Raw genomic sequence first — 18852 nt, forward strand, 5'->3', positions numbered from 1 at the left:
TAAAGAAAACACGATCGTCAAGCGCGTTGAAACTATGCGAAACGAATGGCCTTGGACGGAGCGATCCTAGAAATGATATAAGAGGGTAATAGGAGCATCAGTATACACAAAAACAACACTCCGACGTTAAGAAACAACACATGCCAAATAGTGATATGCACAGGGATATCGGTCACATAGTATTGTTCTGGATTTGGAAACTTCAAGAAATTGTATTTTCCTTGGAGCCATATGGCACCGAGGCCAATCAAATTTCCCCAAAAAAGACCGATCGCGATAAGGTAGGATGCATTGTAAAGAAAGATCTTCCTAATACTAGCGTTACTGCTGCCCATAGCTTTCAAAATCCCGATCATTTGCGTCTTTTCTAAGATCAGTACCAACAAGGCGGTGATCATATTAATTCCTCCTACGAGGATCATCACAGCGATAATGATCGCCACATTATAGTCGAAAAGCTTCACCCACTCGAAAATATGGTAGTATTTGTCCGAAATGGTCTGCGCATCTAGTGTAGAAAGCGTTTTAAGGTAGATTTCGGCTCCTTTCTCCTCCAGGCTATCGAAATCCTCGAGGAAGACTTCAAAACTGCCTATTTGGTCTTCTTCCCATCTGTTCATTCGTTGCACCTGACGGATATCTCCAAAAACATAGGTCTCATCAAAATCCTTGAATCCGGAATCATAGATACCCACCACTTCCAACCGCAACTGATTGGGCAACTTTTCGGGGTCTTCCTTCGGAAAGAATGCATTGACCTTATCACCTACAGAAATCAGCAGACGATTCGCCATATAACTGGATATCATGACCTCAGCATTCAATTTCCCTGAAAAATTCGGCAGTCGTCCCTCTCGCAGAAATTCTTTCATATGATTCCAATCGTAATCCGAGCCCACACCTTTCAGTACAATGCCTTCAAAGGTCTCCTCGGTTCTGATCACACCTCCTTTGTTCGCGATCGCCTGCACATGGGCGATTCCTTCGATATCCTTGAACTTTGGATAAAAATCTTGGTCTCTGGCGATTGGATTGATAGAAACTTGAGAATTATTATTGTCGTAGGTCGAGATTTGAATATGACCATTGAAAGCCGCCACCTTTTCACGTATCTTATTCTGAAGCCCCAAACCTGTAGCAATGGCGATAAGCATCATGATCAACCCCAAAGCGATTGCCAAGATGGCAATTTTTATTATTGTGGCCGAAATGCTACTTTTATACGACTTAGCGCCGATGATGCGTTTTGCTATAAAGAACTCAAAATTCAAGATCGCGAATGTCTGGATTACAATTGCTCAAAAATACATTTTTATTGTTGGTTTTTGTCAGTGTTTCTTGCGGAAAGAAGCTCAAGGTAGGCACCCCAAACATAAAAACCCCTTCGACTGCGCTCAGGGTGACACTAGAAAAAAAAGATATCATAGTTGGAGCAAACCAGACAACCAAATATTTTTCATTGTTGGAAAACAAGCGAGTCGCAGTAGTGGCCAATCAGACCAGCGTGATCTTTAGCAGCGACACCACCTGGACACATCTTGTAGACTCCTTGATCGCTGCAAAGGTCAATGTAAAAAAGGTCTTTGCGCCAGAACATGGATTTCGCGGAAAAGCAGATGCCGGTGAGCATGTGGAAGACGGCTTAGACAAAAAAACGGGATTGCCCTTATTATCGCTTCATGGGAAAAATAAAAAACCAACCCAAGAGCAGCTCGATGATCTGGATATGATGATCTTCGATATCCAAGATGTAGGCGCTCGTTTCTATACGTATATTTCCACCCTTCATTATGTGATGGAAGCTTGTGCCGAAAAAGGAATTCCGCTGCTTATCTTGGATCGTCCCAATCCCAACGGGCATTATGTAGATGGCCCGGTTATGGAAGAGGCATTCAAAAGCTTTTTGGGCATGCATGCCATTCCGATCGTTCACGGAATGACCATTGCAGAATATGCACAGATGATCAATGGCGAGCAGTGGCTTCAAGATGGTCTTCAATCTGAATTACATATCGTCCCCGTAAGGAATTACACCCATCAAGTAGCTTACAGCTTGCCGATAAAACCATCTCCCAATCTCCCCAACGATGTTGCGATCAATCTGTACCCCAGCATTTGTTTTTTCGAACAGACACCTGTAAGTCTCGGACGTGGAACCGATATGCAATTTCAGGTTTTGGGCACACCAGACTATCGGATAGAAAAACATGCATTTAGCTTTACACCACGACCAAACGAAGGGTCAAGATATCCCAAACACGAAGGAAAAGAATGTTGGGGAGAGGATCTGAGAACGACCGAATGGCTTTCGGAAATCAGACTCGATTGGTTGATCGACTGGTACAAAACCAATGAACAAAACAACAAAGGTGTCCCCTTCTTCCAAAAGTACTTTTCGAGATTGGCAGGCACCAAAAAATTAGAAGAGCAGATCAAAGCCGGATGGACCGCCAAGCAGATAAAGGAAAGCTGGCAACCTGATCTGGAAAGGTATAAAAAAATACGAGCCAAATATTTGATATATGAATAGCTATAAAACTCTCGAATCATGACACTAAACATGAGCATTCCAGCGCTCCTTTTTCCAGCAATTTCCCTCACTATGCTCGCGTATAACGCACGGTATTTGGCCATTGCCGCTTTGATACGGCAATTGCACGACGAATTTACAAACCGTCCTTCCGAGAATATTTCCCTTCAGATCAACAACTTGCGGAAAAGATTACGACTGATCAAGGGAATGCAAGCCGTCGCTATCATCAGTTTTTTCACCAGTGTCGTGACCATGTTTCTCCTGTATGTAGAATGGATGCCATGGGCAAACGCCATCTTTGGGATAAGTCTCATTTGTTTGATGATCTCCCTATTATTATCACTGATGGAAGTACAGATATCAACGCGGGCCTTGTCGATACGTTTAGATAATCTAGAAGAAAAGAAATAACATATGACTCGGGATGAAGCTTTAAAAATATATGACCAAATCGTGGCTGCTTGCCCGAAGATAGAACGAAAAGGGAAAACGATGCCGTATACCTCAGCTAATGGCTATATGTTCTCACAATTGAATAAGACAGGAGAAATTGGCATCCGACTTTCCAAAACCGAAGGCAAAGCGTTCATGCAAAAATATCCAAGTTCTGGTCCTTTTAGGTCGTATGGTGCCGTGATGAAGGATTATGTGTTGATTCCTGAAGAATTACTGACCAATACCGATCTAATGGCTTCCTATTTAGAGAAAGCGCATCAATATGTACTAACATTGCCGCCAAAATAGGTCACTGTTTTTTATGACCAAAGCCCGGGGCGTTGGTTGGAGGACGATAACCTTGAAAGGGTAATTTCAGCAATTTTCCGATATTGGAATTATCGTTGATGTCCGGATACGAATCCACTCCGTAAACGATATCCTCATTTCGCATCTTTGCGAAGGTACCAAACAGGCGATCCCAAATAGAAAAGATATTGCCGTAGTTGGTATCGGTGTACGGTAGCAAATTATGATGATGCACCTTATGCATATCTGGGGAGACGATGACCCAACTAATGGCATTATCCACCCATTTTGGCATTTTGATATTCGCGTGGTTGAATTGCGAGAGTACCACGGATAGTGATTGATATAACATGATCATCCAAACGGGTGCTCCAACGATGAAAACCGCAACACAAGTAAATAAAAAGCGTATCACGCTCTCGCCAGGATGATGGCGATTGGCAGTGGTGGTGTCGACGTGATTGTCGGTGTGATGGATGAGATGGAACATCCATAAGAATTTGGTCCGATGCTCCACCCAATGCGCAGTATACGCACCAACAAGGTCTAATATGGCAACCCCGACCAAGGCTGTAGCCCACAGTGGTAACTCTAACCACTGAACAATCCCAAAATTATGGTTCACCACCCATTCACTGGTAAAGAACAAGATGGCTGCCAACCCAAAATTGATGACGATCGTTGTCAACGTAAAGAAGATATTCGGCCAGGCATGTTTAAATTTCTTGTAGTCGAATTTAAAGAGGGGAACCCCATACTCCAGCAACCAGAAAAAAGTGATTCCTCCAATCAGAATCAAGCTTCGGTGAGAAGAAGGGATGGTTTCAAAGTAGTTGATAATTGACTCCATGGCATATTTCCTTTAAAGCGGCAATTTGATGATGAAAATTACGAAATTCTAAATATTCTGCATGCATCATTCTCAAATTTCAATGAGATCTTGCTCCAATGTAACGAAAAGGTCACCTCGGCTGAATTACTTTGGGATCCGCTTCTTCATCTCTTCAACAATGTTATAGGCCGCTGGACATATAGCAACATTCTTCAAGGTCAAGTCACTGATCTGATAGAATTTCTTCCGATCGGTATGTGGATATTCCCTACACGCCTTCGGACGTACATCGTAGATCATACACTCGTTATCATCTGCCAAGAAGGTACACGGAACGCTTTTTAGCACATAATGATCGTCCTCATCAAAATGCAAGTATTGCGCTATAAAGCGATGCTCTTTCATTTTGAAGTGTTTGGAGATGCGAGCGATGTCCGCATTGGTAAATAGCGGGCCGGTGGTCTTACAGCAATTTGCACAACTGAGACAATCGGTGCGTTCGAACTCCTCGTCATGGATCTCTTGCATCGTATAATCCAAATCCTTAGGTGGCTTCTTTTTTAACTTCGCAAAGTATTTCTTGTTCTCTGGATGCTTATCTTTGGCCAGCTTTGGGAGCTCTTTTTGAAATTCTTCCATACAATTATTTTGTCATTCCTGCGGAAGCAGGAATCCAAAGTTAATAGATTCCGCATCAAGTGCGGAATGACAATTCAATCAAAATGTCAAAAGACCTATTTGGAAAAGCCATCTTGGACTACCATCTTGGAAAGTATACCGAGGACCTAAAGACCGAAACCTCCATTTCCGAAGAGGATGACCTGCCGCTACCCTATCTTTTCCGTGCTTATGCTGAAATGCCAAGGATTGAGCAGCAGGCCTTGCAACTGTCAAAAGGAAAGGTGTTGGATGTGGGTTGTGGTGCAGGAAGCCACGCTTTGTATCTTCAAAATGAGCGAGGTCTCGAAGTTACTGCTATTGATATTTCTGAAGGTGCCATTGCGACCTGCAAATTAAGAGGTGTTGAAGATGCAAGACACCAAGATCTGATGCAGATGGAAGGGGAAACCTTTGACACCATCTTACTATTGATGAATGGTGCAGGTTTGTGCGGTCGTTTAAATCGCATCTCCACCTTCCTTCAACAATTGAAAAGACTTTTGAGACCCAACGGACAGATATTACTCGATTCTTCCGACATCATTTACATGTTTGACGAAGATGAGGATGGTGGTCGGTTAATTCCAGCCGATATGGCCTATTACGGTGAGTTGGATTATATTGTGAAGTATAAAGGCGATGTAGAACCGCCCTTCGATTGGATGTATATCGATTACAATACCCTACAAAATGCTGCCATTGCGAATGGCTTTGATTGCGAACTTATAGAGGAAGGTAATCACTACGATTATTTAGCTAGGCTTACTGAGGCCTTGTAAATCCCTTTTCTTTCAAGCGACCCGTCATTTCTCGATAAAGCGCACTACTCCAATCTTGAGATATCTGACCTACAATTTTGGTCAACTCAGCTTGCGTATCGATGATCTTCTGTCCTGCCACTGTTTTGTAAAAAACCCCAACTTCACGCCGTTGTTCATCGGTTAGCTTACTGCGGTCTGCTTTAAGTTGTTGGCCGGCATCCGACTCATAGAATGCGATCATGTTCTTTATATCCTCATTGTTGAAATGCGCCCTATATGCAGAGACCATGATGGCCTTCAGATCATTCACGGATTTCGTTTTGCTTTCCTTTAATTCGGTCCAAACACTTTCGGGCACATTTTGGGAGGCGTATTGCTGTTTTAGCAGCACGAATAACTGATCTACGGCATCTTCATACAGTTCTTGTGTGCCATTGACCCTTAAATAGTGAAGTGTATTATCTACAAAAGAGCTACTGTTGGTCTGTGCAAAGCTGATCAATGGTAAAATAGCTACCAAAAAGAATAATCTCGTTTTCATAAACGTTCGAATTTTGAATTGAAAAATACAAAAAAACCATAGCCTGTTGAATTCCAGACGTGAACAATTTTATTCTTTGGATAAGATATCATTTACAATAGCCAAATGATGAACGGTATGTATTTTTAGAAACTTTTTGGCCTTCTTTGTGTTCATATGACCAAAATAAGGATGCTCAAAAAAGGCATTGGAATGGAAATTATCGAATTTCAATAGTTCTTCATGAGCCTTTTCAAGCTGTCGAGACAGTGTTTCCTGAGTAATTTCGTCGGTTGTTCTGCTCGCCTTGGGTGCCCTGCCTTTACCTCGTGGAATCTTACCAATCGTCATGATCGCTGCTCCCAAAAACGAAAACTTGGGTCTATAGTCTTTCGGATTTGCCCTTTCAAGTTGTTTGCACACCCCGATGACCACCTTCAAACTATGATCTAGATGCCACCCGACAGATACCTTAGAAACTGCGGGGTTCTCTTTCTTCCATTCAGGTATCAGCCTTTCAATCGCAACAAGATAATTGGCCATATTGTTAAGGGATATTCAAATATTTATGCGTTTGTAACGATACTTTCCATTTTGGATGCTCCATAACATAATCGACGATTGCTGGAATCATTTTATCTCGTTTGCTCCATTCTGGCTGCAAGTACAATATACAGTCTTTCCCAACCTTGGAAGCCTGCTCTTCAGCAAATTGAAAGTCATGATGATTGTAAACGATCACTTTTAGCTCATTTGCAACCTTATATGCTTGTTCTACGGGTAATTTCATCTTCTTAGGAGACAAACAAAACCAATCCCAATGTCCGGTCACGGCATAGGCGCCCGAGGTCTCGATATGAGTTTGCATGCCTTTCGCCTTTAACTGTGATGTGAGCGGCTCCATATTCCAGGTCAAGGGTTCACCACCGGTTACAACGATCGTATCCGAATACTTGGCTGCGTTCTCCACTATGTGTTCGACAGCTGTGGGTGGATGTGTCTCGGCATTCCAACTTTCCTTCACATCACACCAATGGCAGCCAACATCACAACCACCCACCCGAATAAAATAAGCAGCAGTTCCTTTGTGATATCCTTCTCCTTGGATGGTATAGAACTCTTCCATCAATGGCAATACTAGTCCCTTCGCTACCAACGTCTGTGTCTCTGTTTTGATCATGGGGCAAAGATATTCTTTAGTTGGCAGTTTTCAATTGAAGGTCAACAGTTTTCTTATGATCTACTTCACCGCAACTACTTCGATCTCGATTTTGGCACCGACCGCCAATCCGGCTGCTGCAAAAGTGGTACGTGCTGGTCTGTTAGGGAAATATTGTGTATATACTTCGTTAAAGTCAGCAAAATCATTGATATCACTTAAAATTACTGTACATTTTACCACCTTGCCCAAAGAGCTACCGTGATGTTCTAGAACCGCCTTTATATTCGCTATACATTGGCGTGTTTCGGCTTTAATACCTCCAGGGACCAATTTTCTTACTGAGTGATCCATTCCCACTTGTCCGGCCAGAAAGAGCATGTCACCGACCTGAACCGCATCGCTAAATGGGGCATTCTGTTTCTTTGGCTCATGAGATTTATGAAAGACTGGCACTTGATCCTGTTTGCACGACAGACATATCAAAAAAATAATAACGGCTAAAAAGTTTATATGTCGCATAGTAAAAGTTTTATGTTTAAGGTTGAATCCTTTAACCATTTTGAAATTTAAAGTATTTTTATCAAAATTTCATTGCAATGAGCGATACTTCACAATTTTTGGAATTCATCAACGAAGGATATAAAACAAAAGGGGACTATATCACCATGGGAGCTGCGATGCTTGGTGAGGAGACCATCACTGGCGCACATGTAAAAATCCCTCTAAAGACTTTGAATCGTCATGGGCTAATTGCAGGGGCCACTGGAACAGGAAAGACCAAAACCTTGCAGGTGATCGCAGAAAATCTATCAGAAAAAGGCATCCCTGTCCTGTTGATGGACCTAAAAGGAGATCTAAGTGGATTGGCACAACCTAGCCCTGGCCATCCAAAGATAGACGAACGACACGAAAAGATCGGTATCCCATTTACTCCAAAGCCTTTTCCTGTAGAAATATTAAGTCTTTCCGAACAGGAAGGTGTACGTCTACGTGCCACCGTCTCGGAGTTTGGGCCAGTATTGTTGTCGAGGATATTGGACCTCAATGACACCCAATCTGGCGTTGTAGCCGTAATCTTCAAATTTTGTGATGACAACAAGCTGCCATTGCTCGACCTGAAAGACTTTAAGAAGGTATTGCAATTCGCAACTGATGAGGGAAAGAAAGAATTCCAAGATCTTTATGGGAGGATCTCTACTGCTTCGACTGGTGCCATCCTGAGAAAGGTCATCGAGATCGAACAGCAAGGCGGAGAGCTATTTTTTGGTGAAAAATCCTTTGATGTCGATGATCTCACACGAATCGACGAAAATGGTAGAGGATATATCAATATCATTCGATTGACAGACATTCAAGATAAGCCAAAACTCTTCTCCACCTTTATGTTGAGCTTGTTAGCCGAGATCTATTCTACCTTTCCAGAACAAGGTGACAGTGACCAGCCGGAATTGATATTATTCATCGATGAAGCGCACCTCATCTTTAAAGAAGCCTCCGACGCATTGCTCGATCAGATAGAGAGTATTGTAAAACTGATTCGTTCTAAAGGAGTTGGCCTTTATTTTGTGACTCAGAATCCGACCGATGTACCAGATGCTGTACTAGCGCAATTAGGGTTGAAAGTGCAACATGCACTGCGTGCATTTACCGCAAAAGACCGCAAGGCGATAAAAATGACAGCCCAAAACTATCCGGATTCTGAATATTATAATACCGCAGAGGTCCTGACCTCGCTAGGTATAGGCGAGGCCCTGATCACCGCTTTGGACGAAAAGGGACGCCCCACGCCTCTGGCAGCCACAATGCTTCGCGCCCCGATGAGCCGAATGGATGTACTTACCGAAGGTGAACTGAAGGCCTTGATCGAGAATTCCAAATTGATAAAAAAGTACAATGAAGAAGTAGATCGCGATTCTGCATACGAAATTTTGAATGAAAAGATAGCAAAAGCTGAAGCCGATAGGGCGAAGGCCGAAAAAGAAGAAGCCGAACGAAAGGAAAAGGAACGAGCCGCTAGAACTTCGTCCCGCTCTAGAAGCACCAGTAGAAGAAGTACTCGAATGAATCCTGTTGTAAAAGTGCTGACCAGCGCCACCTTTATCCGCGGTGTGATGGGCGTATTGAAGAAAGTGATGAAGTAGTTCTAGGTTTTTGGTTTTTGGTTTTTGGTTTTTGGTTTTTGGTTTTTGGTTTTTGGTTTTTGGTAAAAAAAAATTATTATTTCAATATTACATGAAGAGAATTCTATTTTCCCTAACTATTCTGATAGCAGCATCAAGTTGTTCAAAGGAGGAAGAAAATCCTTTTCTGATTTCCAAAGGAACAATCGGTAAGCTTACGAAAGATACAACCGTAGCAGAACTAGATGCTATCTTTGCCAATGACTCGTTGGTAAAACGCATTGGCGAAGGTGATTATGCCCAAGCTGGGAGCGACATGTACATCGTTTACGAGAAAGGTGGGAAAAGACTCTTTAGCCTTGTCCCAAAGGAACAACACGACCCCGATGAAACCATAGCTGACATACAGATCTTCGATGGTCGTTTTACTTCGGTAAAAGGCATTGGTCTAAAAAGTACATTTAAGGATATCACGGAAAATCATAAGATCGATAAGATCGAGAATACGTTGCGGAATGTGGTGATATTCGTCAACGAGTTGGATGCCTATTTTACCATCGACAAAAAGGAACTTCCTGCAGACCTTAGGTATGATAGCACTGTAAAGATCGAGGCGACGCAAATACCTGACGATGCTGAGATAAAATTCTTTATGATCAGCTGGTAATATGAAAAAAAAGAAATATAGTATTCAACGTTCACCTTTTGTTGTTCCTACCGATCATGGCAAACTTATCGAGGAACACTTTGGAAGGGCCTCGGATGGAAATGAAGACATTAGTATCGCCCACATGGTTGCGCCTCCAGGTTGGAGCGAACCCTTTCAAACACCAAGCTTTGACGAATACACCTATATCATCAAAGGGAAAAAACAATTCATTATCGAGGGGGAAATCATTGTTTTGGAAACTGGGCAATCAATTCGAATTGAAAAGAACACTAGAGTCCAATACTCCAATCCTTTTGACGCAGCATGCGAATACCTCGCAATCTGCTTGCCGGCCTTCTCTATCGAAACAGTGAACAGAGAGGACGCGTAGCTCACTCCCAAAAAAAATTGGGCAATAGCGCAACGGTTCCAAACTTTCTTCATCTAGGAAAAAACGACCGAACATGAAAAACTCACTTTTAGCAATTAGTCTGCTTATCTCAGCGCTTTTAAGCTATAGCTGTTCTGATGATGATAACGCTCAAGAATTGGTCTCAAAATGGAAGTTAACGGAACAGCTGGCCGATCCTGGTGATGGAAGCGGGGAGTTCGAGCCCGTATCGATCGATAGAACCTTAAGCTTTTATGCCGATGGTACCGTCACCTCCGACGGGGATCTCTGTGTACTTTTTCTTACCAACGAAAATTCGTCCTCTGGCACCTACACGAGCGAACATATTTTACCTGCCAATTGTGTTTCTTCAGATTATAGGATCGTTTATGAAATAGAAAATGATGAGCTGCTGCTCTATTTTCCTTGTTTCGAACCTTGTGTGCAGAAATATCGAAGAATACCATCGACACTGATAGCTCTGTAATTTCGACCACTAAAAAGTTACATGATTCAGTAGACCCAATTGTTGAGATCTATTAACTTGCGCTGCATCAAAGAATCACAAGCTATTTTCTTTACAAAGCATGAAGTTATTCGCCAAAGTCATTGGTCTCTACTACAACCTACTAAGCGTTTTCAATTTAAACGCTGCCACGCATAAGGCATTTATCTTATTCTGCTCTCCGAGAAAAGGTGCCATTACCGATGAGCAGAGGCAATTTTTAGATACTTCAGAAAAGCATGTCTTGTTCTTTGAAGAGATTCCTATCACCGCCTATATTTGGAAAGGACATAAGACGACCATTCTTTTCGCTCATGGTTGGGAAAGTAACGCAGGGCGTTGGGAACCTTACATCCTTAAATTGAAAGATATAGGTCATACCATCATCGCCATCGATGCACCAAAACATGGAAATTCGGGAGGTGCCCTGTTCGATCTACCGCTGTATGTTGAATTTCTTAACGTGGCCTGCAAAGAATTTCAACCAGAAGTCCTAGTGGGACATTCTATGGGTGCAACCTCAATTGCCTATCTTCATTATAAATATCCTGTTCGCTCCTTAAAAAAAATGGTCCTTCTTGCTCCACCAGCCTATCTAAGTAGAATTATGGCCGACTACCAAAAGCTACTGGGTTATAACAACAATATCATGGCTTCTTTAGAAGATCTATGTGAGGAAAAGTTTGGGATGCGCTTCGATGAATTTTCTATTCCCAAGTACGCAAAGGCCTTTGAAGAGCTAAAGTCGCTCATCATACACGACAGATTCGATGATATCACCCCTTTTGCAGAAGGTAAAGCCATCGCCTCCAACCTAAAGGGTTCGAAATTCATCGCTACCGAAGGTTTAGGACATTCGTTGCCGTCGGAAAAAGTGTATAGCGAAGTTTTTGATTTTATTGCGTCTTGATTGGATCGTATATCTGATCAATTAATTAATTTTACCGCACCGTTTTCTTTTATTATTCGGACATCATAGCAAGAACAAATAATGAAGCAGATCACCAATACCATATTAATGGTTCGCCCTGTAGGTTTTAGGGCAAATGAGCAAACCGCGGTCAATAACTACTATCAGAAGGAGTTAGAAGATATTCTGCCGAAAACCGTGAATGCTCGTGCCCAGAAGGAGTTTGATGAATTCGTAGAAAAACTGCGGGCAGTAGGTGTCAATGTGATCGTCATTGAAGACACGGAAAAACCGGATACGCCAGACAGTATCTTTCCTAATAACTGGATATCGTTTCACGAGAATGGTGACATTGGACTTTATCCCATGTTTGCTGAAAATCGTCGCGCTGAACGTCGCGAAGATATTCTGTTCCTTTTGGAAAATCAAAACTTTGAAATTAAGAATATCATCGACTACACCTCCGCCGAAGATGAAGGTTTTTTTCTTGAGGGTACTGGGAGCTTACTATTGGATCGTGTAAATCGAAAAGCATACTGTGCGCTCTCACCACGGGCTGATGAAGAATTGGTCATTGAATTTTGTGAGGATTTCGAATATACACCAGTCATTTTCACGGCGAATCAAACCGTAGATGGCGGACGAAAGGCAATCTATCACACCAATGTGATGATGGCACTAGGTGAGCATTTAGCGATCATTTGTTTGGAGTGCATCGATGACAAGAAAGAACGTAAGAACGTTATCGCACATCTCAAAGAGGATGGAAAAGAGATCATTGCCATTACCGAAGAGCAGGTAAGTAAATTTGCAGGGAATATGTTGCAGGTGGAAGGTGCGAACGGTAAAAAGTATCTGGTGATGAGTGCTGCCGCACATCAAAGCTTGACAGCGTCACAGATCAGCGCGATAGAAAAGCACTCCACCATCCTTTCCAGTTCTTTGGATACGATCGAGACCTGTGGCGGTGGTAGTGCACGATGCATGATGGCAGAGGTTTTTCTGCCGAAGAAATAATTCCTAATTTAGTAAGATGCTTTCTAAAAAGACAAAATATGGCCTCAAGGCCTTAACCTATCTGGCCAAAAAAAAGGATAGGTCCCCCGTTTTGATCTCTGAGATCGCTGAAAAAGAACATATTTCTAAAAAATTCCTTGAAACGATCCTACTACAACTGCGCAAGGCCGGTTTTCTTGGTTCTAAAATGGGGAAAGGTGGGGGCTACTATCTACTTAAAAAACCAGAAGACATCACAATGGCCTCCTTGATCCGTGTCTTAGAAGGCCCAATTGCCATGCTTCCCTGTGTAAGTCTTAATTTTTATGAGCGTTGCGACGATTGTCCAGACGAACATGCCTGTAGTTTGCACTCGTTGATGATAGAGGTCAGAGACAATACTCTTAAAGTGTTGGAAAACAGAACGTTGAAAGACTTAACGGCCGAATAAAAAAATTTGCTTTAATAATCTACTTATTCAATAGATTAATAGTATATTTGCCTGTGATCTTATAAAATCGTAATCTCAAAATGATCCTCGACCTCATAAGAAAGCATAAAGACCAGAAAGTATCAGAAAGCCAAAAGATCTCATTGTTGAAGACCATCTCATGGCGTATCATAGGTACTCTGGACACCATGTTGATCTCTTGGCTATTGACCGGTGATTTTACGATTGCATCTGGAATTGCCGGTGTGGAAGTGGTTTCTAAAATGGTCTTATACTATTTCCATGAAAGAGCTTGGGCGATGCGAAATATGAACAAAAAATAAACTTTGACAGTATGAATATCAATATTGAAGAAATAAACGATCAACTTAAAGCAAAGAGCCCTGAAGAAATTATAAGATGGGCGCTTTCGATAGCTCAGCGTCCTGTGGTGACCACAAATTTTCGTCCTTACGAGGCCGCCATACTTCATGCGACCACTAGTGTCAAAGAGAATATTGTCGTGATCTGGTGTGATACCGGATATAACACACCAAACACTTACAAGCATGCAGAACAGTTGATCGAGCAACTTGACCTTAACATCGATCTTTTTGTTCCGAAGCAAACCACGGCACACAGAGATACAGTCATGGGAATCCCGCATATCGATGACCCTATTCACAAAGAGTTTACCTATCAAGTAAAACTGGAGCCTTTTGGCAGGGCAATGGCCAAACACCAACCAGACGTTTGGTTTACCAATCTAAGAAAGGGACAAACCGCTTTGAGGAATAGCTTGGATATCTTATCCGTTGGAAATGACGGTGTGTTGAAGGTGAGTCCATTTTATTATTGGAGCGACACCGAACTCGATACGTACCTTTCCGCACATGATTTAAGCAATGAGTTTAAATACTTTGACCCTACAAAGGCATTGGACAATCGGGAATGTGGATTGCATGTTGCCTTTTCTGAAAACAGTTGAAAGTATTAGGGGAGATCGTGATGATCTTATACCAATGACCGACCGCCAACACCTAGCTCCAGCTCCCCGAGCGTTGGTTCAGTGCGAAATGAATGAATGAACACCGTTAATGACCGAACGGTGTTCTTTTTTTTAGTACATCACGATCTTATCAAAGATATAACCTCCTTTTTCGGCTCCCCAGACCTGATTGCCCTCTTTATCGAACCCGCGATCCCAGGAAATAAGTTTTTGATCATCGATGACAACCTGAGAAGTTGCATAGGCAGCTCCGAGCAGACTGCTCTCACATGTTTTATCTCCCGTGCTTCCTTTGAAAGAGCCATCATCTTGCTTCACAAGCCTTAACTCGCAACCCTCTCTTTCTTTAAGATCATCTAGCCTAAGGTCGTCAAAGGCTTCGGGAGTTTTCCATTTTCCTACCCATAGGGTATCGTTTGGCAAGACATAGCTATGGCTCGATAGCGTATTTTGGTCCACTCGCCTAAGTTCGAATATACGCTGGCGATAAGGCCGATCGGGCAAGGTGTGCAAGGCTTGTTCCACATATAGAAAATGTCCTCTATCTTCCCATATCGGATACATATGTAGTGATATATAATAATATGCAGAATCTTTTGCCGCCTGTTGCTCCGAACTGAATGAACCTTGCATCATCATAAACAGCTCATCGAGCTCGGCATCTGTTTTCGAGCTTGTTCTGCAGCCAACCATTAATGCAAAGGTGGTAAACATCAGGGCAATTTTTTTCATGTAAAACGATTGATGATTTCAATATAAAGTTAAGCGATTATCTATGCTTTTGCAATGTTCCTTATCATCCCCCCAAAAATAAAATAATGGAATGGTACCATGGCGTACCAGTAGATCCTTCCCCATAATCCACGAGGTCTAAACGTGGCTGTCTGATGCAAGACACCATACTCGTCAATATCAAATTCTAACCAAGCTTCACCAGGAACTTTCATCTCGGCAAACAACAATATTCTTTTTTCTTCTCTATCGGCCATCAATACACGCCAAAAATCCAGTGCATCCCCAGGAAAGATCTTGTCTGGATGTGTACGTCCACGACGCAAACCGACACCTCCGAACAATTTATCTAAAAGTCCTCTTACCTTCCACATCCAGTTTCCATAATACCAGCCCTTATCACCGCCTATACTCCAAATGCGTGCCAATGCCTTATCCGGATCTTGCAATTTTATCTTCTTCTTGTCGTGCAAGCATCCATATTTTGGAACTTGGATATATTTGCTTAGATCTTTTTTAAAACGTCCACTGACCATGCTATCTTTCCAACTACTGACCACCATATTTTGCTCGATCTTTGAAAAGGCCATTTCAATGGCCTCGACATAGGTGTGTGGTTTAATATCCAAGATATGCTGAAGTCGATTGTCTTTGGCAACAACTTCCATTTTCATACTATCTACCAAATTAATAGCCAGCTTGTAGGAGGTGGATGTTACAAAGTATAACCAATAGGAAGAAAGTCTAGGAGTCATCACAGGAACGGTAAAGATCCAATTACGGAAACCTCTGGTTTTAGCATAGAGATGAAGCATCTGTTTATAAGTGAGAACATTGGGACCACCAATATCAAAAGAGTCATTATAACATTTCTCATTGCCAAGAACTCCTGTCAAAAAAGTAATGACATCCCTGATCGCAATGGGTTGTGTTTTTGTCAGCACCCACTTTGGGGTGATCATTACTGGAAGTTTTTCGCAGAGGTCTCGGATGATCTCAAAGGAAGAACTTCCAGAACCAACAATGATTCCAGCCCTAAGGACCGTGAGATCAAAATCTCCTTCATAGAGGATCTCTTCTACCCGCTTTCTCGAAGATAAATGTTTTGAAAGGTTTTCATCATTGACGATACCACTTAGGTAAATGACCTGTTGGACATTCGTCGGAACCATATAGGCATTGAAGTTTCGTGCCGATCTTGCTTCCTTTTCATCAAAATCGGTGGTGGAAGCCGTCATCGAATGTATCAGATAATAGGCCGCATCGATATCTTTTGGAATCAGGTCGGGTGTCACCTCTTTAAGAAAATCAACCTCAACTACTTCTACCTTTGCCCTGGTTTCCTTATCAATAGACAAACGTTCTTCATCACGCACTGCGCAAACTACTTCATGTCCCATTTCTAACAGTTGAGGCAGTAGACGCATTCCTATATAACCATTGGCGCCAGTGAGTAATATTTTCATCAAGAGGTACTTTTAACTTAAAATATAAAGAATTGCTATAAATCGTCTACCTGCATTGGTGCATTTTCGGCTTGAAAGGCCAACAATTTCTTAAAGAAACTATGGACATTCTTTTCTTTGGCCTCTACCTTTATGAAGTAATGGTCCCTGTAGATGGAATATTCCTCGGCTCTTCCCTTGTACAGTCTTAATTTGTAAAATGGGATGACCAGTGCATAGCTCTCCAGCAAAGACCTGAAGCCCACAATGATGCCCTTTGGTCGAATCTCCACATTGCAATAATTTCGATTATTATCCAGGATGAGTAGATTATTTATTTCCACACTCGTGCTGGTGATCACCAATCTTGGGGATCCTATGCCGCCCATTTTTATGCGTTCAAAAAATGGAATGGTCGGACCTAATTCGGCATCGATCCTTCTTTTGATATCAGGATTGTTGTAAGAAACGTTGAGTAGCATTTTTTCCTTTAAAGATACTGAATTCCATTGCAGTTTGTAACAGTAATTGGCATTAATTAACGGCTTTTAAGAAACTGATAACAGTCCCTAAAACTGAGTGTGAAAAAAACTATCTTTGCACCCTCGCCCGAACGTCCATTTGGGATGGAAGGGCTTAAAATTTAAGCATCCGATGAGCCTACAGCAAACATTGACAAAGAAAGTACAAGAAGCCGTACAATCGATCTATAATGTCGAATTACCTTCAGTAGATTTCACTCCAACTCGCAAAGAGTTTGAAGGAGACATCACGGTCATGGTGTTTCCGATGTTGCGTTTGGTCAAAGGCAATCCTGTCGCCATCGGTGAAGCTATTGGAGGTTTTCTAACGGCCAATGTAGAAGAAATCAAGGCCTTTAATGTGGTGAAAGGATTTTTAAACCTTTCTGTGGCCGACAGCTACTATTTGCAATTCTTCAATATTATTAAGGATGAAACGCAATACGGTTTTGCAAAGACGAGCAATGACCCCATCATGGTGGAATACTCTTCCCCCAACACCAACAAGCCGCTTCATCTAGGACATATACGAAATAACTTATTGGGATACTCGGTTGCCGAAATATTAAAGGCAGCTGGCCATAAGGTATATAAGACCCAGATCATTAACGACCGTGGGATACATATCTGCAAGTCCATGTTGGCATGGCAACGATATGGCAACGGAGAGACCCCAGAATCTACAGGATTGAAGGGCGATAAACTGGTAGGAAACTATTATGTTGCCTTTGACAAGGCCTACAAAGCTGAGATCGAAGCTTTAGTGGTAGGTGGCAAGGATAAAAAGGAAGCAGAGAAAGAGGCTCCGATTCTCCTTGAGGCACAAGAAATGTTAAGAAAATGGGAGGCGGGAGATAAGGAAGTTGTCGCTCTTTGGCAAAGGATGAACGGTTGGGTCTACGACGGTTTTGAGGAAACCTATAAGGCATTGGGTGTGGATTTTGACACCTACTATTATGAAAGCGACACCTACCTTCTTGGGAAAGAGTTTGTGGCAGAAGGATTAGAAAAAGGTGTCTTCTTTAAAAAAGAAGATGGCTCGGTCTGGTGTGACCTTACCGATGAAGGCCTGGACGAAAAGATCGTATTGCGAAGTGATGGTACAGCCGTCTATATGACTCAAGACATAGGTACCGCCATTCAAAGGGTGAAGGATCATCCAGATATCTCAGGGATGGTCTATACCGTTGGGAATGAGCAGGACTACCATTTTAAAGTGTTGTTCTTAATTCTGAAAAAACTGGGATTCGAATGGGCCGAGAATTTATACCATCTTAGTTATGGTATGGTGGACCTTCCCTCTGGAAAGATGAAAAGTCGGGAAGGCACTGTGGTTGACGCTGATGACCTTATCGAAGAAATGAAGCAGACCGCTGGCCAGATCTCTCAAGAACTCGGTAAGCTAGAGGATTATAACGAGGATGAGAAACAAGAAGTTTACAGAAAGATCGGACTCGGAGCCCTTAAATATTATATCTTAAAGGTAGATCCGAAGAAACGAATCCTCTTTAATCCCGAAGAATCTGTGGATTTTCAAGGGAATACTGGACCCTTTATTCAATATACCTATGCCAGGATACAAGCCATCATAAGAAAGGCGACTTTTGATTATTCCAAAACCTTGAAAAGCGTTGAAATACATCCGAAGGAAAAGGAGTTGATCAAGCAATTGGAAAGCTTTGCAGAGGTCATTCAATTGGCAGCAGCAAATCATAGTCCGGCGCTGATCGCTAATTATACGTTCGACCTGGTCAAAGCGTTCAATTCCTTTTATCAAAGCGTTTCTATCTTGGGAGAACCAGAAGAGTCTAAGAAAACATTTAGAGTGCAACTAGCGAAAAAAGTTGGAGAAGTGATCGAAGACGCATTTTCACTTTTGGGAATCGAAGTCCCCGAACGCATGTAAAAAAAGAGGAGGCTTTCTAGCAAAAA

General features: G+C 42.2%; 24 protein-coding genes. 14 read left to right on the forward strand and 10 right to left on the reverse strand.

The features are described 5' to 3' along the window. Positions 1-32 precede the first annotated feature (32 nt). Complete coding sequence (locus tag ACFQ1M_RS00730) at positions 33-1271, reverse strand: ABC transporter permease (RefSeq protein WP_386402451.1); 1239 nt, start codon at positions 1269-1271, stop codon at positions 33-35. An 8-nt stretch (positions 1272-1279) separates the two neighbouring features. On the opposite strand from ACFQ1M_RS00730, the gene ACFQ1M_RS00735 reads away from it, so the two are divergent. Genes ACFQ1M_RS00735 through ACFQ1M_RS00745 form a run of 3 tightly spaced genes read left to right on the forward strand, consistent with a single transcriptional unit; the run spans position 1280 to position 3277 of the window. Continuing rightward, the gene (locus tag ACFQ1M_RS00735; protein ID WP_386402453.1) at positions 1280-2530 is read left to right on the forward strand and encodes an exo-beta-N-acetylmuramidase NamZ family protein; all 1251 of its coding nucleotides are present in this window, start codon (positions 1280-1282) and stop codon (positions 2528-2530) included. 18 nt (positions 2531-2548) lie between these two features. After that, positions 2549-2944 (forward strand): DUF2721 domain-containing protein, encoded by a 396-nt coding sequence (locus ACFQ1M_RS00740; protein ID WP_386402455.1) that lies wholly within the window; start codon positions 2549-2551, stop codon positions 2942-2944. 3 nt (positions 2945-2947) lie between these two features. Continuing rightward, positions 2948-3277 (forward strand): hypothetical protein, encoded by a 330-nt coding sequence (locus tag ACFQ1M_RS00745; RefSeq protein WP_386402457.1) that lies wholly within the window; start codon positions 2948-2950, stop codon positions 3275-3277. A 1-nt stretch (position 3278) separates the two neighbouring features. Here the strand turns inward: ACFQ1M_RS00745 and ACFQ1M_RS00750 are convergent, their stop codons facing one another. Both ACFQ1M_RS00750 and ACFQ1M_RS00755 read right to left on the reverse strand, forming a co-directional pair. Then, complete coding sequence (locus tag ACFQ1M_RS00750; RefSeq protein ID WP_386402459.1) at positions 3279-4127, reverse strand: sterol desaturase family protein; 849 nt, start codon at positions 4125-4127, stop codon at positions 3279-3281. A gap of 126 nt (positions 4128-4253) precedes the next feature. Next, positions 4254-4748: a YkgJ family cysteine cluster protein gene (locus ACFQ1M_RS00755; protein ID WP_386402461.1), complete on the reverse strand. Its 495-nt coding sequence runs from the start codon at positions 4746-4748 to the stop codon at positions 4254-4256. Positions 4749-4831: 83 nt separating this feature from the next. Here ACFQ1M_RS00755 and ACFQ1M_RS00760 point away from each other — a divergent pair, with 83 nt between their 5' ends. Beyond that, positions 4832-5548: a class I SAM-dependent methyltransferase gene (locus ACFQ1M_RS00760; RefSeq protein ID WP_386402463.1), complete on the forward strand. Its 717-nt coding sequence runs from the start codon at positions 4832-4834 to the stop codon at positions 5546-5548. On the opposite strand, the gene ACFQ1M_RS00765 is transcribed toward ACFQ1M_RS00760, so the two are convergent. From ACFQ1M_RS00765 to ACFQ1M_RS00780, 4 genes are all read right to left on the reverse strand, one after another. Continuing rightward, on the reverse strand, positions 5532-6071 hold the full coding sequence (locus ACFQ1M_RS00765) for a DUF2059 domain-containing protein (protein WP_386402465.1): 540 nt from the start codon (positions 6069-6071) through the stop codon (positions 5532-5534). The genes ACFQ1M_RS00760 and ACFQ1M_RS00765 overlap by 17 nt on opposite strands. Before the next feature lie 69 nt (positions 6072-6140). Then, on the reverse strand, positions 6141-6593 hold the full coding sequence (locus tag ACFQ1M_RS00770; protein WP_386402467.1) for a DUF1569 domain-containing protein: 453 nt from the start codon (positions 6591-6593) through the stop codon (positions 6141-6143). A gap of 4 nt (positions 6594-6597) precedes the next feature. Next, positions 6598-7230 (reverse strand): 7-carboxy-7-deazaguanine synthase QueE, encoded by a 633-nt coding sequence (locus ACFQ1M_RS00775; protein ID WP_386402469.1) that lies wholly within the window; start codon positions 7228-7230, stop codon positions 6598-6600. Between the two features lie 60 nt (positions 7231-7290). After that, the gene (locus ACFQ1M_RS00780) at positions 7291-7665 is read right to left on the reverse strand and encodes a RidA family protein (protein ID WP_386402471.1); all 375 of its coding nucleotides are present in this window, start codon (positions 7663-7665) and stop codon (positions 7291-7293) included. A 143-nt stretch (positions 7666-7808) separates the two neighbouring features. On the opposite strand from ACFQ1M_RS00780, the gene ACFQ1M_RS00785 reads away from it, so the two are divergent. From ACFQ1M_RS00785 to ACFQ1M_RS00825, 9 genes are all read left to right on the forward strand, one after another. Beyond that, a complete protein-coding gene (locus ACFQ1M_RS00785) occupies positions 7809-9353 on the forward strand; it encodes a helicase HerA-like domain-containing protein (protein WP_386402473.1) in 1545 nt (514 codons plus the stop codon). A gap of 91 nt (positions 9354-9444) precedes the next feature. Then, positions 9445-9999 carry a hypothetical protein gene (locus ACFQ1M_RS00790; RefSeq protein WP_386402475.1) on the forward strand — a complete coding sequence of 185 codons (555 nt, stop codon included), beginning with the start codon at positions 9445-9447 and terminating at the stop codon, positions 9997-9999. A 1-nt stretch (position 10000) separates the two neighbouring features. Next, positions 10001-10372 carry a cupin domain-containing protein gene (locus tag ACFQ1M_RS00795; RefSeq protein ID WP_386402477.1) on the forward strand — a complete coding sequence of 124 codons (372 nt, stop codon included), beginning with the start codon at positions 10001-10003 and terminating at the stop codon, positions 10370-10372. Positions 10373-10445: 73 nt separating this feature from the next. Then, the gene (locus tag ACFQ1M_RS00800) at positions 10446-10859 is read left to right on the forward strand and encodes a hypothetical protein (RefSeq protein ID WP_386402479.1); all 414 of its coding nucleotides are present in this window, start codon (positions 10446-10448) and stop codon (positions 10857-10859) included. Positions 10860-10959: 100 nt separating this feature from the next. Further along, positions 10960-11787, forward strand: coding sequence for an alpha/beta fold hydrolase (locus ACFQ1M_RS00805; protein ID WP_386402481.1), 828 nt, complete (start codon positions 10960-10962; stop codon positions 11785-11787). An 81-nt stretch (positions 11788-11868) separates the two neighbouring features. Further along, complete coding sequence (ctlX, locus tag ACFQ1M_RS00810; protein WP_386402483.1) at positions 11869-12804, forward strand: citrulline utilization hydrolase CtlX; 936 nt, start codon at positions 11869-11871, stop codon at positions 12802-12804. 16 nt (positions 12805-12820) lie between these two features. Further along, entirely contained in the window at positions 12821-13234 is a 414-nt protein-coding gene (locus tag ACFQ1M_RS00815; protein WP_386402485.1) for an RrF2 family transcriptional regulator, read from the forward strand. 80 nt (positions 13235-13314) lie between these two features. Then, a complete protein-coding gene (locus tag ACFQ1M_RS00820) occupies positions 13315-13557 on the forward strand; it encodes a DUF2061 domain-containing protein (protein ID WP_386402487.1) in 243 nt (80 codons plus the stop codon). Positions 13558-13568: 11 nt separating this feature from the next. Continuing rightward, positions 13569-14201, forward strand: a complete 633-nt coding sequence (locus ACFQ1M_RS00825) for a phosphoadenosine phosphosulfate reductase domain-containing protein (RefSeq protein ID WP_386402489.1) — start codon at positions 13569-13571, stop codon at positions 14199-14201. 132 nt (positions 14202-14333) lie between these two features. On the opposite strand, the gene ACFQ1M_RS00830 is transcribed toward ACFQ1M_RS00825, so the two are convergent. Genes ACFQ1M_RS00830 through ACFQ1M_RS00840 form a run of 3 tightly spaced genes read right to left on the reverse strand, consistent with a single transcriptional unit; the run spans position 14334 to position 16881 of the window. Then, the gene (locus tag ACFQ1M_RS00830) at positions 14334-14954 is read right to left on the reverse strand and encodes a chromophore lyase CpcT/CpeT (protein ID WP_386402491.1); all 621 of its coding nucleotides are present in this window, start codon (positions 14952-14954) and stop codon (positions 14334-14336) included. 41 nt (positions 14955-14995) lie between these two features. Then, positions 14996-16420, reverse strand: a complete 1425-nt coding sequence (locus ACFQ1M_RS00835; protein ID WP_386402493.1) for an SDR family oxidoreductase — start codon at positions 16418-16420, stop codon at positions 14996-14998. Between the two features lie 35 nt (positions 16421-16455). Continuing rightward, complete coding sequence (locus tag ACFQ1M_RS00840) at positions 16456-16881, reverse strand: hypothetical protein (RefSeq protein WP_386402495.1); 426 nt, start codon at positions 16879-16881, stop codon at positions 16456-16458. A gap of 172 nt (positions 16882-17053) precedes the next feature. Here ACFQ1M_RS00840 and argS point away from each other — a divergent pair, with 172 nt between their 5' ends. Then, entirely contained in the window at positions 17054-18826 is a 1773-nt protein-coding gene (argS, locus tag ACFQ1M_RS00845; protein ID WP_386402497.1) for an arginine--tRNA ligase, read from the forward strand. Positions 18827-18852: the final 26 nt, after the last annotated feature.

The sequence above is a fragment of the Sungkyunkwania multivorans genome, from assembly GCF_042675645.1.
GTDB classification, from domain to species: domain Bacteria; phylum Bacteroidota; class Bacteroidia; order Flavobacteriales; family Flavobacteriaceae; genus Sungkyunkwania; species Sungkyunkwania multivorans.

What these genes read in the sequence shown, in the direction of transcription:
- ACFQ1M_RS00765 (WP_386402465.1), bottom strand. Translation starts at nt 6,071, where the DNA reads ATGAAAACGAGATTATTCTTTTTGGTAGCTATTTTACCATTGATCAGC.
- ACFQ1M_RS00775 (WP_386402469.1), bottom strand. Translation starts at nt 7,230, where the DNA reads ATGATCAAAACAGAGACACAGACGTTGGTAGCGAAGGGACTAGTATTG.
- ACFQ1M_RS00795 (WP_386402477.1), top strand. Translation starts at nt 10,001, where the DNA reads ATGAAAAAAAAGAAATATAGTATTCAACGTTCACCTTTTGTTGTTCCT.
- ACFQ1M_RS00825 (WP_386402489.1), top strand. Translation starts at nt 13,569, where the DNA reads ATGAATATCAATATTGAAGAAATAAACGATCAACTTAAAGCAAAGAGC.
- ACFQ1M_RS00790 (WP_386402475.1), top strand. Translation starts at nt 9,445, where the DNA reads ATGAAGAGAATTCTATTTTCCCTAACTATTCTGATAGCAGCATCAAGT.
- argS (WP_386402497.1), top strand. Translation starts at nt 17,054, where the DNA reads ATGAGCCTACAGCAAACATTGACAAAGAAAGTACAAGAAGCCGTACAA.
- ACFQ1M_RS00840 (WP_386402495.1), bottom strand. Translation starts at nt 16,881, where the DNA reads ATGCTACTCAACGTTTCTTACAACAATCCTGATATCAAAAGAAGGATC.
- ACFQ1M_RS00745 (WP_386402457.1), top strand. Translation starts at nt 2,948, where the DNA reads ATGACTCGGGATGAAGCTTTAAAAATATATGACCAAATCGTGGCTGCT.
- ACFQ1M_RS00800 (WP_386402479.1), top strand. Translation starts at nt 10,446, where the DNA reads ATGAAAAACTCACTTTTAGCAATTAGTCTGCTTATCTCAGCGCTTTTA.
- ACFQ1M_RS00785 (WP_386402473.1), top strand. Translation starts at nt 7,809, where the DNA reads ATGAGCGATACTTCACAATTTTTGGAATTCATCAACGAAGGATATAAA.
- ACFQ1M_RS00820 (WP_386402487.1), top strand. Translation starts at nt 13,315, where the DNA reads ATGATCCTCGACCTCATAAGAAAGCATAAAGACCAGAAAGTATCAGAA.
- ACFQ1M_RS00735 (WP_386402453.1), top strand. Translation starts at nt 1,280, where the DNA reads ATGTCTGGATTACAATTGCTCAAAAATACATTTTTATTGTTGGTTTTT.
- ACFQ1M_RS00755 (WP_386402461.1), bottom strand. Translation starts at nt 4,748, where the DNA reads ATGGAAGAATTTCAAAAAGAGCTCCCAAAGCTGGCCAAAGATAAGCAT.
- ACFQ1M_RS00770 (WP_386402467.1), bottom strand. Translation starts at nt 6,593, where the DNA reads ATGGCCAATTATCTTGTTGCGATTGAAAGGCTGATACCTGAATGGAAG.
- ACFQ1M_RS00815 (WP_386402485.1), top strand. Translation starts at nt 12,821, where the DNA reads ATGCTTTCTAAAAAGACAAAATATGGCCTCAAGGCCTTAACCTATCTG.
- ACFQ1M_RS00835 (WP_386402493.1), bottom strand. Translation starts at nt 16,420, where the DNA reads ATGAAAATATTACTCACTGGCGCCAATGGTTATATAGGAATGCGTCTA.
- ctlX (WP_386402483.1), top strand. Translation starts at nt 11,869, where the DNA reads ATGAAGCAGATCACCAATACCATATTAATGGTTCGCCCTGTAGGTTTT.
- ACFQ1M_RS00760 (WP_386402463.1), top strand. Translation starts at nt 4,832, where the DNA reads ATGTCAAAAGACCTATTTGGAAAAGCCATCTTGGACTACCATCTTGGA.
- ACFQ1M_RS00830 (WP_386402491.1), bottom strand. Translation starts at nt 14,954, where the DNA reads ATGAAAAAAATTGCCCTGATGTTTACCACCTTTGCATTAATGGTTGGC.
- ACFQ1M_RS00750 (WP_386402459.1), bottom strand. Translation starts at nt 4,127, where the DNA reads ATGGAGTCAATTATCAACTACTTTGAAACCATCCCTTCTTCTCACCGA.
- ACFQ1M_RS00740 (WP_386402455.1), top strand. Translation starts at nt 2,549, where the DNA reads ATGACACTAAACATGAGCATTCCAGCGCTCCTTTTTCCAGCAATTTCC.
- ACFQ1M_RS00805 (WP_386402481.1), top strand. Translation starts at nt 10,960, where the DNA reads ATGAAGTTATTCGCCAAAGTCATTGGTCTCTACTACAACCTACTAAGC.